This is a genomic window from Effusibacillus sp. SKA8 (assembly GCF_058273125.1).
Genome location: NZ_JBZCSF010000014.1, coordinates 39994 through 52120, shown reverse-complemented (window position 1 = coordinate 52120; position 12127 = coordinate 39994). Strand labels below are relative to the sequence as shown.

Sequence of the window (12127 nt, the reverse complement as noted above, 5' to 3'; positions counted from 1 at the left end):
CTGGCGAAATTTTTACTGGAGGGAAATACAGTGGCACTGCGTGAAGAAGATGTGTGGCAGTCCGGGGAAAAACAAGAACCGGAGGCCGATTCGATCGATGAGTCTTTTTATGAGGACTGGTTTTGGCGTCCCTTGAAACGCCATCAGACCCGGTTTGTGGAGTCCACCGGACAGAGTTCCGCCTGGCGTGAAGCGGGGCGCAGATTGCAGATTGCAAATCGCGTCGCATCGCATGTCGACAGCAAGCAAGCGCGTTTGGCTTACTTGTATGAACGGGAAGGCGACCGGGGAAGCTGCTGCCAAGACGCAACGAACCGGAAGAAGGGGCGTACGAAATGGTAACAGTCAACCGTGATCGGCTGATCCGGGAATTTGTCGAACTGGTGCAGATCGACAGCCATTCGTGTGAAGAGAGGCAAATGGCCGACGCGTTGATCGCCAAATTGAAGCCGTACGGGGAGATCTACGAAGATGACACAGGCGCGAAAGTCGGAGGAAACGCGGGAAACTTGCTTTGCCGGATCAAGGGAGATAACGGCAAGCCGACGGTTCTGTTCACCTGTCATATGGATACCGTTCAACCGGGAAAAGGAGTCAAGCCGCGGGTTTTGAAGGACCGGATCACTTCGGACGGAACGACAATTCTCGGCGCCGATGACAAGGCTGGCGTTGCCGGGATTTTGGAAATGGTGAGGGTTTTGCACGAACAACACCTCCCCCACGGCAATCTTGTTCTGCTGTTTACGATGGGGGAAGAAGTCGGGTTATTGGGGTCCCGTCATTTAAACCAGGATTTGCTGCAAGATGTGGATTACGGCTTCGCTTTCGACAGTAACGGGCCGATTGGCAGAATTGTGACGCAAGGGCCCTCCCAAGCGAAAGTCGAAGTGGTGGTTCACGGCAAAACGGCTCATGCCGGCGTCAATCCGGAAGCGGGGATTTCCGCCATCAAGATCGCAAGCACGGCGATCTCCCGCATGAAACTCGGGCGGATCGATGCCGAGACGACGGCCAACGTGGGAATGATCAACGGCGGAGTCGCCACGAACATCGTGCCGGAACGGGTGGAAATTGTTGCGGAAGCACGCAGTCTTGACAAGAGCAAGTTGGACGCTCAATTGGAACACATGCGATCGGCATTTGAGCAGGCCGCCCGGGAAGCGGGAGGACGGGCTGATGTCACCGTCACCTGGATGTATCCCGCATTCAAGTTTGACGATGAAGATGAGGTTGTCCGGATTGCGAAACGGGCTGCCAGAGCAATCGGACTCGAGCCTGCCACGATGTCATCCGGCGGCGGCAGCGACGCCAACGTTTTGAACGGGCTTGGCGTACCGACCGTCAATATCGCCATCGGGTATGAAAAGATTCATACCGTCGATGAGTTTATCCGCTTGGATGACTTGGAACAAGCGGCCCGATTTATGGTTGCGGTCACGCAAGAAGTATAGATAAGCCGGTTGGCAAGGCTGGTATTCTCAGCCTGTACCCGCCGGCTTTGTTTTCGTATATAATTGTAGCAGGAAACACGATGTGCCTCCTTTCTCGTCACAATCAGTATGGCCGAACCACATATTCCATGAAAAGTAGGGATGCAGCATGAACATCCTGGCATTGGATCCCGGTCATTTGACCGGTCTGATGTACATTCGCTGGGAAGGGAGGAACAAACCGGCTGCCGTTTTGGAACGCGGGTTTTTCCGGGAAAAGGAATTGCGGTTTTTGCTTGACAAGATTTTTCGCCAGAATCCGCCCGACCGAATTTTGATCGAACGGACCCACGCGCATCCCGTTGAAGGCAGAACCATTCGCTGGATTGAGGAGCGCGGCAATATTCCGTACACCATTCCGCCCCATCTGGTGCATGCAGTCTTGTTTGGTCGGCTGCTTGGCAACCGGGAGGAAGAAGGGCAACGGGCGAGGATGGAGGTTGCCAAGGATTACGGCATACCCGGAGTTTTGTCGATGCATGAACTCGACGCGTTGCTGCTGATCCATTTTTTCCTGTTTGAAGCGGAAAGACGGCGTGCCGACCTCGAGGATCCAATGTGGTTCTACGACGTGATCCGCAAGCAACAAAGCATGTAACAAAAAACAAGCTGGACCGAATGCATCTTCCGGTTCAGCTTTTGGCATTTTGTGCATACTACTCCTGAGTTTGGTTACAAGTCGGGAGGAGTGCACGCATGGTGAAAGTGAACGAAAAACGCCTTGTCGAGCGGTTCCTGGAAATGGTGAGGATCGACTCCCCCTCTTCCCATGAGCGGGAGATGGCCGATTATTTGAAGCGGGAACTGGCAACGTTGGGATTTGAAGTGGAAGAAGACGATGCGGGCCGTGATTTGCTGCAGCGGCTTGGCGACATGCGGGGGGCGGAAACAATCCGCTTTGCCGGAAATCTGATTGCCCGAAAAAAGGGTTCCGTCGAAAACGCCGTCCCCGTGATGTTTGCGGCTCACATGGATACGGTGGTTTCCAACAAGGGCGTCGTTGCCAGCGTGGAAAACGGGGTGATCCGGACGGATGGCAGGACGATTCTCGGTGCGGACGACAAAGCGGGAATTGCCGCCCTGTTGGAAGCGGCACGGTTGATCAACGAGTACCGTTTACCCCACGGCGATTTGGAGTTCGTTTTTACGATCGCCGAGGAAACGGGACTGAACGGCGCCCGGCTGCTCGATAAAAAGAAGCTCCGGGCAAAATACGGTTTTGTGATGGATTCGGGAGGACCGCCGCATGTGATTGTCGGAGCTTCCCCGAGCGAAATCGATTTTTCCGTGAAAGTTTACGGCAAATCCGCCCATGCCGGAGTCAATCCGGAAGACGGCATCAATGCGATCGCGGCGGCAGGATTGGGGCTGTCTAAAATCGAAATGGGGCGGATCGATGAGGAGACGACCGTCAATGTCGGTGTGATCAAAGGCGGACAGCGCACAAACATCGTTTGCGATTATGTGGAGCTGTGGGGAGAAGTGCGCAGCCGCAACCATGACAAACTGACTTGGCAGCTCGCCAAGATTCATACCGCTTTTGCCATGGCGTGCGAAAAATTCGGTGCCCACTTTGAAATGGAAGAACAGCCGATTTACTCCGGATTCAATCTGACTGAGGAGGACGATGTGGTGCGGATCGCCTTTGACGGAGCGCGAAAGGTGGGACTCACCCCCGAACTGGCTGCCAGGGGCGGGGGAAGCGACACCAATATTTTTAACGCGGAAGGGATTCCGGCGGTCAATCTGGGAGTCGGCGCCGCCAATGACCACACGTCCGAGGAAACGGTTGCGGTCAAAGATTTGGTGCAGGCAACCCGGCTGGTGCTGGGGATTGTCGAAGCAGTCGTGGAACGTGCCGGTACAGCTGCGGGTGTCGGCGGATGATGCGGATTGAGAAAGGCCGGGTTCTCCGCATTACCGGAGAACGACCCGGGATTCTGGAACTGGCTGTGCAGGTAGGGGACAAGGAGGAGCGGGCGATCCAGTATACGGGGCTGTCCGCTCCCGTCGTTCCGGGACAAACGGTTTTTCTCAACACGTCGGCCGTACGGCTGGGGCTTGGCACGGGCGGATGCCATTTCGTGCTGCCCGACGAAACCGTTGGGGGACAGGGGTTTACCTGTGAAGACCCGCAGGGCAAAGGGCATATCATGAAACTCCGTTACACGCCGGGACAAATTCGCGTGTTCAGTTGTGAAGAACCGGACCATCCGGCACATCCCCTGCTCCGAGAGCAGGATTCAATTGACGGAATGCCGGTAGTCGCTGCCGAACTGCATTCGATGCTGCCCGCCGTAGCGGCAACGGTTTCCTTCGCGTTTTTGCAAAGAGGCGGCGGTGAAAGCGGCGGATTGCATGCCGGCTCCGGCGTTGAAGCGGAAACGGGAGCAGGAGCAAGCCGGCGAGGCGCGGATTCTGCCTTGCCGCGTATCGCCTATGTCATGACGGATGGCGGCGCGCTGCCGCTAGCGTTTTCGAAAACGGTTGCCGAATTGAAAGCCAAAGGGCTGATAAGCGGGACTGTAACCGTCGGGCACGCGTTTGGCGGGGATGTCGAGGCGGTGAATTTGTACTCGGGACTGCTTGCGGCCAGACATGTCTTGCGTGCGGATCTCGCCATCGTCACAATGGGACCGGGAATCGTGGGGACAAACACACTGTTTGGGCATACGGGAATTGAGCAGGGGCAGATTGTCAATGCGGTTGCCAGTCTGAAGGGAATCCCGATCGCATGTGCCCGTATCTCGTTTGCCGACGCCCGGCCGGGACACCGGGGAATCAGTCATCATACGCTGACGGCGCTCGGAAAGGTGGCCCTAGCGGAAGCGTTCGTCCCGCTGCCGATTTTGGAGCCGGCTTATATGGACGTTATCATGAAACAATTGCGGGAATCGGGCATCGCCCGCAAGCACCGTCTCCGCTTCCGGGACGGGGCGTCGGTCAGCCAGGCGGCGGGTTATTACAAGCTAAACTTGTCCACCATGGGAAGAACGTTTTCCGAAGAACAGCCCTTTTTTCTGGCGACGGGAGCTGCGGGACAATTGGCTGCGGAGCTATTGCGGAAGCGGATTCCGCATTTCCAGATGCGCTTGCCACGTAGGTTGGCTGCAGGCGAATTTTCGCAAAACGGCGCGAATTTGCCAGGCTTTGCCGACGATGCGCAAACTTGACGGGGTGACGTAGGTTTTCACGGCGGAGCACTCCCTGTTCATTTTAAATATTGTGTGGTACTACTGTATTCAGGGATGGGACAAGGGAAAGAGGAGCGGTAGACATGAAAGACAAGCATCTGCACGAGCCGACGATTTCAAGCAGGACGATTTTTCAGGGGAAAATGATTTCGCTTCAGGTGGATACGATTGCGCTTCCCAACGGCAAAGAAGCGACGCGCGAAATTGTGCGGCACCCGGGAGCGGTGGCGATTCTGGCGATCACACAAGAGGACCGGGTGCTTCTTGTGCGTCAATTCCGCAAGGCGTGCGAACGCACGCTAGTCGAAATCCCGGCGGGAAAGCTGGAACCGGGGGAAGATCCGGCGGAATGCGCAAAGCGGGAACTGCTGGAAGAAACCGGCTACCGGGCGGACGAATGGAGGCATTTGCATTCGATGTATACCTCACCCGGATTTGCCGACGAAATCGTTCATTTGTACCTGGCGACAGGGTTGACAAAAGGCGAGCAGGAGCTGGACGAAGACGAGTTTCTCGACCTGCTGGAAGCGGACAGCGCGGAAGTGGAGAAACTCCTTGCGGATAACGAAGTGGCGGATGCAAAGACCATCACCGCGCTTTATTGGTGGATGAAAGAACGTGCGAGGGCAGGCCGCGCATGAACGAGTATTTTCTCGATTTGCATATCCATATCGGGCGAACACTCGGGAATCAGGCAGTCAAGATTGCGGCTTCCCGCGATCTGCGTTTTTTTGAGATCGTGAATGAAGCGGCGGAACGCAAAGGGATCGATATCGTAGGGATCATCGACGCCATATCTCCGCCGGTTCTGCGGGAGATCCGGGATTTGGTTGCAAGCGGGGAACTGGTGCCGTTGCCAGGCGGAGGTCTCGCCTATCAAGGGAAAACAACCGTATTGCTGGGAGCGGAAGTGGAGACCGGCGGGCCGCGCGGGGGAGCCGCCCATTTCGGCGTTTGGCTGCCCGATCTGGAAACCATGCAGGAATTTTCCAATTGGTTGGCAGCAAGGGTCGCCAATCCGGTGCTGTCTTCGCAACGGGCCCGCTGCACGGCTTGGGAATTACAGGACATCGCGCGGGAACTGGGAGGCATGTTCATTGTCAATCACGCTTTCACGCCGCACAAGAGCGTTTATGGGAACTGTGTGGAGAAAGCAAGCGAAATGCTGGATCTGTCGAAAGTGACCGCGCTGGAATTGGGGCTGTCCGCCGACACCGACCTAGCGGACCTTTTTTCGGAACATGAGCATCTTACCTACGTTTCAAATTCGGATGCCCATTCGCTGGCAAAAATCGGCCGGGAATACAACCGAATCGCCGCTTGGGGAACCGGTTTTTCTGATGTCAAAAAAGCCCTCCTCCGGCAAGAAGGTCACCGCGTGCTTGCCAATTACGGCCTGGCGCCGCAATTGGGAAAATATCACCGCACGTATTGCTTGGCTTGCAACGGAGTGGTGCAGGCGGAACCGCCCGTTTTTTCCTGCCCGATGTGCGGAGGAAGCCGCGTCGTCCGCGGCGTGATCGACCGCATCTATGCGATCGCGGATCGTTCCGAACCGGTTCATCCGCCACACCGTCCCGTCTATCAATACCAGATTCCTTTGGAGTTTATTCCCGGCGTGGGGAAAAAAATCATGGACCGGCTGCTGGCCGCTTTCGGAACGGAGATGAACGTATTGCATTCCGCAACGGAAGAACAGTTGGCGGAAGTGGTGGGGAAACGCATCGCGGGCGACATCGTGCGGGCCCGCAACGGGACCCTGAAAATCGCGGTCGGGGGTGGCGGCAGGTACGGAAAAGCGCTGGCGGAATAAAAATTTCGAAATGATTTTTCTGGCTGTCCGTAATTCTCTTATGTTATCATAGGTTTATAATTTTTTCGGCATTTTAGGGAAGAAAATTTTAGGGAAGAAAAAGGAGAGGACAACATGCTCAAGCAAGTGCATCGCGCCTACAATTTCAACGCGGGACCGTCGGCGCTGCCGCTGCCCGTTTTGCAGAAAGCGCAGGAGGAATTGGTCGATTTTCGCGGTTCCGGCATGTCCGTGATGGAATTGAGCCACCGCAGCGCGCTGTATGAGGAAGTTCACAACGAAGCGATCGCTTTGTTAAAGGAATTGTTCGGGATTCCCGCAGACTATCACGTTTTGTTTTTACAGGGCGGAGCCAGCCTGCAGTTCAGCATGGTGCCGATGAACTTTCTGCCGGCCGGAAAATCGGCGGGCTATGTGATGACCGGTTCCTGGTCGGAAAAAGCTTACGCCGAAGCCAAGCTGATCGGCGGCGTATTTGAAGCGGCCAGCACAAAAGAAGAGTCTTACCGGCGAATTCCGGGGGTTGACGAATTAAAATACGAGAAAGACATCGCGTATCTGCACATCACGTCCAACAACACGATCTTTGGCACGCAATGGACGGAGTTTCCCGACACCGGGGACGTGCCTTTGGTGGCTGACATGTCCAGCGACATTTTAAGCAAACAGATCGATGTTTCGAAGTTTGCCCTGATCTATGCGGGAGCCCAGAAGAACCTGGGACCTTCCGGCGTGACGGTCGTCATTCTCCGGCCGGACATGCTGGAGAGGGCGGCAAAAAATCTGCCAACGATGCTGCGCTACGACATTCATGTGAAAAACAACTCCCTCTACAATACGCCGCCCACTTTTGGCATTTACATGCTGGGCCTTGTTTTGAAATGGGTGAAAGAAACGGGCGGAGTCAAGGAACTGGAACGGCGCAACCGGGAGAAAGCGCAGTTGATTTATGACGCAATCGACGCCAGCAACGGTTTCTACCGCGGCCACGCGGAAAAAGACAGCCGTTCGCTGATGAATATCACATTCCGGTTGCAGACCGAAGAATTGGAGAAAAAATTCCTGTCGGAAGCGAAAAACGCCGGTTTTGTCGGTTTGAACGGCCATCGTTCGGTCGGCGGCTGCCGCGCTTCCGCCTACAATGCGGTTCCGCTTGAAGCATGTCAGGCTCTCCGCGAGTTTATGATCGAATTCCAAAAACAAAACGGCTGACAGGAAGGGGTGCGGTTGATCGCCCCCATTTTATTTTATAGCTTCTCGGCATTCGCCGAGGCGATAGGGCAATTTCCACTTTACTTCGGTGGGATTTTTCATGCTTGTCCGGCATATAGTCGTAGAGATAGCAGGACAAGGAGGTTGCCCTTTTATGGTTCGGAGTCTGAAAGTTGCCGCCGCTCGGTATCTGCAGGAACACGCCAAATTGTTCATCTATACCATCGTGCTTTTCATCGTCGGGGTCGTATTCGGGGCGATCGTGGTCAACGCTTTGGCGGACAGTCAAAAAACGGACCTGTTCAACTATTTGAAAGGTTTCTTCGGATTGGTCAACGACAACCATTTGCCCGATTCCTCCTATGTGACTTGGCATTCCGTGGCGACGAACTTAAAGATGCTCGGTTTGATCTGGATTTTGGGGCTGTCGATTATCGGATTGCCGCTGATCGTGGTGCTGATGTTCTTAAAAGGGTTTACCATCGGTTTTACCGTCGGGTTTTTGGTGGACAACTTCGCCGGCAAAGGGCTGATGTTTGCAATTTTGGCCGTTCTCCCGCAAAATTTGATCATCGTGCCGTCGTTAATCGTCGCGGGGGTGGCGGGAATCGCCTTTTCCCTGATGCTGGTGCGTTCCCGTTTCACGCAAAATATGCCGCTGTATCCGAAGTTTTTGTCTTATACAGTGTTGATTCTCGTCTTGGCTGTCTGTTTAATCGTTGCTTCTTTCGTGGAAGGGTATGTGAGCCCGTTTTTGATGAAAATGATTACGCCGCATCTATAAGACATTCCGGCTGGAGGATGCGGAAGGGGGTATGGGGGGTGGCATTTCCTCACGTTTCGCGGTATACTCGTCCATAATGCGGAAATGGGGATTTTTTTGATGGGAATGATGGTATGAGCGAAACGCCCAGATTTACTGTTCGAAACGAACCGTTCACGTGCGTTCGGTGCGGGGCGGATGTAAAACCGCTTGCGGCGGGCGGATGCCGGAATCATTGCCCGGAATGTTTTTATTCGCTGCACCTGGATGTCAACCCGGGGGACCGGGCGTCCGGCTGCAAAGGAATTTTGGAGCCGGTCGCCATCGAATTCCACAGCAAAAAAGGCTATATGATCGTTCACCGTTGCGGAAAGTGCGGTCATGTGACAAAAAACAAAGCGGCGCTGGATGACCCCGTTCAGCCGGACAATTTTGACCGGTTGCTGGAACTGATGCGAAACCCGCGCGGTGTTTGACACGCATTGGAGCTTTTTCATATAATAAATTTAGAATGTTAGCCTAAGGCAACTTATCGACGCGGTAACGGTTTTGGGAGGGGTTCTTCGGATGCAGGACAGACTCAAACAGATCAAGGAGCAATTGCATTCGAAGTCGTTTAAACTGACCCCGCAGCGAGAAGCCACGCTGAAAGTGCTTCTGGAAAACGAAGAGGCCCATCTCAGCGCGGAAGAAATTTTTATGTTGGTGAAGCAGAAGGCGCCGGACATCGGACTTGCCACCGTTTACCGGACGTTGGATTTGTTGAGCGAACTGAAGATTATCGAAAAATTGAACTTTGGAGACGGGATGGCCCGTTACGAGTTCCGGTCCGAAGATCACCCGCACCATCACCATCATTTGATCTGTCTGAAATGCAACCGTTTTTTTGAAATCGAGGATCTGCTGGATTCGCTTGAAGAAAAGGTGGAACGGGAACACAATTTTAAAATCGTGGATCACCGCGTCAGTTTTCTTGGGTATTGTGTGGATTGTCGCGATGATGGGAAAGCAAAGCCTTCGAGTTGATCGAGGGTTTTTGTTTTTCTTTGGCAAGTTGGACAGAATATGAATGCAATTCGTGGACGAGCTGACGAAAGGAGATGGCATCTTTGATCATCGGTATTCCGAAGGAAATCAAAAATAACGAAAACCGCGTTGCGATCACGCCGGCGGGAGTGGAAGCCCTGAAACACAGCGGACACGACGTGTACATCGAGACGTCGGCCGGATTCGGCAGCGGTTTTACCGATGAGGAGTACAGGCAAAAAGGGGCCGTGATCGTTGACTCGGCAGCCGAAGTTTGGAGCAAGGCGGACATGATCATGAAGGTGAAAGAGCCTTTGCCTCCGGAATACGATTATTTTCGGGAAGGCTTGATTTTGTTTACATATCTGCACCTGGCGCCCGAACCGGAGCTGACCAAAGCCTTGATCGACAAAGGGGTGATCGCGATTGCCTACGAGACGATTCAATTGGACGATCGCTCGCTGCCGCTGTTGACGCCGATGAGCGAAGTGGCGGGACGGATGGCGGTTCAAATCGGGGCGCAGTTCCTGGAGAAGCAAAATGGCGGAAAAGGGGTGCTGCTTGGCGGAGTGCCGGGAGTGCCGCCAGCGGAAGTCGTCATTATCGGCGGCGGCGTCGTCGGGACGAATGCGGCAAAAATGGCGCTCGGAACGGGCGCGCACGTTACGATTCTCGATGTGAATCCCGACCGTCTGCGTTACTTGGACGATATATTCGGCGGACGGGTAACAACCGTCATGTCAAACTCCTACAACATCGAACAGGCGGTCCGCAAAGCGGATTTGCTGATCGGCGCCGTCTTGATTCCGGGTGCCCGCGCACCGAAGCTTGTGAAAGAATATATGGTGCAGGCAATGGGGAAGGGATCGGTGATCGTCGATGTGGCGATCGACCAGGGGGGATCGATCGAAACGATCGACCGGGTCACGACCCACTCCGATCCCACATACGAAAAATTCGGGGTTGTGCATTATTCGGTGGCAAACATGCCGGGGGCGGTCCCCCGTACCTCGACCCTCGCCTTGACCAACGTGACGATCAGTTACGCGTTGCAGATCGCAAATCAGGGCTATAAAACGGCCATTTCCGAAAACCGGGCTCTCGCGCGGGGCGTCAACGTCATCAACGGCAAGGTCACTTACGAGGCAGTCGCGACGGCTCTTGGGCATGCTTATGTTCCCCTTGAGCGGGCGCTTGAATAAAGCCGGGGCGGGCTTTCCCTTCGCCTGCTCTTCGTCAGGCGGACAGGGGGAATATATTTTGTGCGGCCAGGTATTTCCGGCTCTGTTGTGTTCCCCGCCTCCCAAGCATATCATTTTTCCGTGTGCTGGTTCATATGTATCTGTAGGGGGTGTGTCATGGTTATTTCAGCCCGACGTTTGCTGAGATGGATTCAGATGGCGGTCCTTGTCTGTCTCTTCTCGTTCGTTTTGTATAAAATGCTGGAAGTTGTCCATGTCTGGATGCAGCCGGTTGACAAATACAGGGAACCGAAGGGCGACTCGTTGAAGGTCAACGCCGGCTTCGATCCGCAGCGGCCAAATCGCGATTGGATGTCTGACATCCTGGAACGGTTAAAGCTTTTTTACCTGACAGGGGAATAGCGGAAACGCGCACTTGTCGGCTTGAGAAGGAAAACGCCCCGCAACGTAGAATACATAATATCGCAAAATTGAAGGGGAGTTTGACGGATGGACAAGCTGATCGAGCGTTTTATTCACTACCTGGCAGTCGAACGGGGCCTTTCGCAAAATACGCTGGAATCGTATCAGAGGGACCTGCTCGCATATACGGAATTTACAAGGCAAAACGGCATCACGGACATCAACCAGACCCGCCGCGGGAATATAATCGCGTATTTGGCCGGCCTGCAAAAAATGGGAAGGGCGACTTCCACCATCTCCCGCAATCTGGCGAGTATCCGGGCTTTTTACGGTTTTCTTTTGCGCGACGGATTAGTCGACGGGGACCCGACCGCCAATTTGGAGTCGCCGAAGATCGAGAAACGCCTGCCGCAAGTTTTGTCGGTGCAGGACGTGGAAACCCTGCTCGATTCGCCGGATTTGACCACACATACCGGAATCCGGGATAAGGCGATGCTGGAATTGCTGTACGCCTCCGGCATTCGCGTGTCGGAATTGGTGTCGCTCAATCTGGAAGACATCAATCTGAACATGGGTTTTTTGAAATGTTACGGAAAAGGGGCCAAAGAAAGGATCATTCCGCTTGGCGCGATGGCGCTTAAGACGCTTGGCGAGTATCTTGACCGCTCCCGCCACAAGTTGGTTCGCGACGAAACGGAAACCTCGCTGTTTGTCAATCATCACGGACAACGGCTGACGCGGCAGGGCTTCTGGAAAATCATAAAAAAATACGCAAAAATGGCCAACATCACAAAAGAGATTACGCCGCACACATTGCGCCATTCGTTTGCCACGCATCTGCTGGAAAACGGTGCCGATCTGCGCTCCGTGCAGGAAATGTTGGGGCATGCGGACATCTCGACCACGCAGATCTACACGCATGTCACAAAGTCCCGTTTGAAGGAAGTGTACTCCAGAACGCATCCGCGAGCCTAAGCCCGCCGTCATTTTTCCTCCCGTTCGTTCATATAGTGCAATGGACAGGG

General features: G+C 54.4%; 14 protein-coding genes and 1 pseudogene. 14 read left to right on the top strand and 1 reads right to left on the bottom strand.

The window, feature by feature from the left end:
* The first annotated feature begins 30 nt into the window (after positions 1–30).
* The 5 genes from AC4ED1_RS12000 to AC4ED1_RS11980 all read left to right on the top strand — a co-directional run bounded on the left by AC4ED1_RS12000 (position 31) and on the right by AC4ED1_RS11980 (position 4663).
* A complete protein-coding gene (locus AC4ED1_RS12000; protein ID WP_490938885.1) occupies positions 31–342 on the top strand; it encodes a hypothetical protein in 312 nt (103 codons plus the stop codon).
* Positions 336–1451 carry a M20/M25/M40 family metallo-hydrolase gene (locus AC4ED1_RS11995; RefSeq protein WP_490938883.1) on the top strand — a complete coding sequence of 372 codons (1116 nt, stop codon included), beginning with the start codon at positions 336–338 and terminating at the stop codon, positions 1449–1451. The genes AC4ED1_RS12000 and AC4ED1_RS11995 overlap by 7 nt, the downstream gene beginning before the upstream one ends.
* A 148-nt stretch (positions 1452–1599) precedes the next feature.
* Positions 1600–2088 carry a hypothetical protein gene (locus AC4ED1_RS11990; protein WP_490938881.1) on the top strand — a complete coding sequence of 163 codons (489 nt, stop codon included), beginning with the start codon at positions 1600–1602 and terminating at the stop codon, positions 2086–2088.
* A 98-nt stretch (positions 2089–2186) separates the two neighbouring features.
* Positions 2187–3377 (top strand): M20/M25/M40 family metallo-hydrolase, encoded by a 1191-nt coding sequence (locus AC4ED1_RS11985; RefSeq protein WP_490938879.1) that lies wholly within the window; start codon positions 2187–2189, stop codon positions 3375–3377.
* The gene (locus AC4ED1_RS11980) at positions 3377–4663 is read left to right on the top strand and encodes a DUF3866 family protein (RefSeq protein ID WP_490938877.1); all 1287 of its coding nucleotides are present in this window, start codon (positions 3377–3379) and stop codon (positions 4661–4663) included. The genes AC4ED1_RS11985 and AC4ED1_RS11980 overlap by 1 nt, the downstream gene beginning before the upstream one ends.
* Here AC4ED1_RS11980 and AC4ED1_RS11975 read toward each other — a convergent pair.
* Positions 4640–4705, bottom strand: a pseudogene (locus tag AC4ED1_RS11975) (hypothetical protein); the annotation flags it as partial. The gene AC4ED1_RS11980 and the pseudogene AC4ED1_RS11975 overlap by 24 nt on opposite strands.
* 62 nt (positions 4706–4767) lie before the next feature.
* Here AC4ED1_RS11975 and AC4ED1_RS11970 point away from each other — a divergent pair.
* From AC4ED1_RS11970 to xerD, 9 genes are all read left to right on the top strand, one after another.
* Positions 4768–5325 carry an NUDIX domain-containing protein gene (locus AC4ED1_RS11970; protein ID WP_490938875.1) on the top strand — a complete coding sequence of 186 codons (558 nt, stop codon included), beginning with the start codon at positions 4768–4770 and terminating at the stop codon, positions 5323–5325.
* Positions 5322–6497 carry an endonuclease Q family protein gene (locus AC4ED1_RS11965; protein ID WP_490938873.1) on the top strand — a complete coding sequence of 392 codons (1176 nt, stop codon included), beginning with the start codon at positions 5322–5324 and terminating at the stop codon, positions 6495–6497. Before AC4ED1_RS11970 ends, AC4ED1_RS11965 begins: the two co-directional genes overlap by 4 nt.
* 114 nt (positions 6498–6611) lie before the next feature.
* Positions 6612–7709: a 3-phosphoserine/phosphohydroxythreonine transaminase gene (serC, locus tag AC4ED1_RS11960; protein WP_490938871.1), complete on the top strand. Its 1098-nt coding sequence runs from the start codon at positions 6612–6614 to the stop codon at positions 7707–7709.
* 154 nt (positions 7710–7863) lie between these two features.
* Entirely contained in the window at positions 7864–8493 is a 630-nt protein-coding gene (gene spoIIM / locus AC4ED1_RS11955; RefSeq protein WP_490938869.1) for a stage II sporulation protein M, read from the top strand.
* Positions 8494–8606: 113 nt separating this feature from the next.
* Positions 8607–8948, top strand: coding sequence for an RNHCP domain-containing protein (locus AC4ED1_RS11950; protein WP_490938867.1), 342 nt, complete (start codon positions 8607–8609; stop codon positions 8946–8948).
* Positions 8949–9039: 91 nt separating this feature from the next.
* Entirely contained in the window at positions 9040–9498 is a 459-nt protein-coding gene (gene fur / locus AC4ED1_RS11945) for a ferric iron uptake transcriptional regulator (RefSeq protein ID WP_490938865.1), read from the top strand.
* Positions 9499–9581: 83 nt separating this feature from the next.
* Positions 9582–10700 (top strand): alanine dehydrogenase, encoded by a 1119-nt coding sequence (ald, locus tag AC4ED1_RS11940; protein ID WP_490938863.1) that lies wholly within the window; start codon positions 9582–9584, stop codon positions 10698–10700.
* Positions 10701–10856: 156 nt separating this feature from the next.
* Complete coding sequence (locus AC4ED1_RS11935; RefSeq protein ID WP_490938861.1) at positions 10857–11102, top strand: DUF4227 family protein; 246 nt, start codon at positions 10857–10859, stop codon at positions 11100–11102.
* Positions 11103–11189: 87 nt separating this feature from the next.
* Positions 11190–12077 carry a site-specific tyrosine recombinase XerD gene (gene xerD / locus AC4ED1_RS11930; protein ID WP_490938859.1) on the top strand — a complete coding sequence of 296 codons (888 nt, stop codon included), beginning with the start codon at positions 11190–11192 and terminating at the stop codon, positions 12075–12077.
* The last annotated feature ends 50 nt before the right edge of the window (positions 12078–12127 follow it).

Bases quoted from the DNA above. Each gene is read 5' to 3' on its own strand.
- AC4ED1_RS11995 (WP_490938883.1), top strand. From the start codon at position 336: ATGGTAACAGTCAACCGTGATCGGCTGATCCGGGAATTTGTCGAACTG.
- AC4ED1_RS11990 (WP_490938881.1), top strand. From the start codon at position 1,600: ATGAACATCCTGGCATTGGATCCCGGTCATTTGACCGGTCTGATGTAC.
- AC4ED1_RS11985 (WP_490938879.1), top strand. From the start codon at position 2,187: ATGGTGAAAGTGAACGAAAAACGCCTTGTCGAGCGGTTCCTGGAAATG.
- AC4ED1_RS11980 (WP_490938877.1), top strand. From the start codon at position 3,377: ATGCGGATTGAGAAAGGCCGGGTTCTCCGCATTACCGGAGAACGACCC.
- AC4ED1_RS11970 (WP_490938875.1), top strand. From the start codon at position 4,768: ATGAAAGACAAGCATCTGCACGAGCCGACGATTTCAAGCAGGACGATT.
- AC4ED1_RS11965 (WP_490938873.1), top strand. From the start codon at position 5,322: ATGAACGAGTATTTTCTCGATTTGCATATCCATATCGGGCGAACACTC.
- serC (WP_490938871.1), top strand. From the start codon at position 6,612: ATGCTCAAGCAAGTGCATCGCGCCTACAATTTCAACGCGGGACCGTCG.
- spoIIM (WP_490938869.1), top strand. From the start codon at position 7,864: ATGGTTCGGAGTCTGAAAGTTGCCGCCGCTCGGTATCTGCAGGAACAC.
- AC4ED1_RS11950 (WP_490938867.1), top strand. From the start codon at position 8,607: ATGAGCGAAACGCCCAGATTTACTGTTCGAAACGAACCGTTCACGTGC.
- fur (WP_490938865.1), top strand. From the start codon at position 9,040: ATGCAGGACAGACTCAAACAGATCAAGGAGCAATTGCATTCGAAGTCG.
- AC4ED1_RS11935 (WP_490938861.1), top strand. From the start codon at position 10,857: ATGGTTATTTCAGCCCGACGTTTGCTGAGATGGATTCAGATGGCGGTC.
- xerD (WP_490938859.1), top strand. From the start codon at position 11,190: ATGGACAAGCTGATCGAGCGTTTTATTCACTACCTGGCAGTCGAACGG.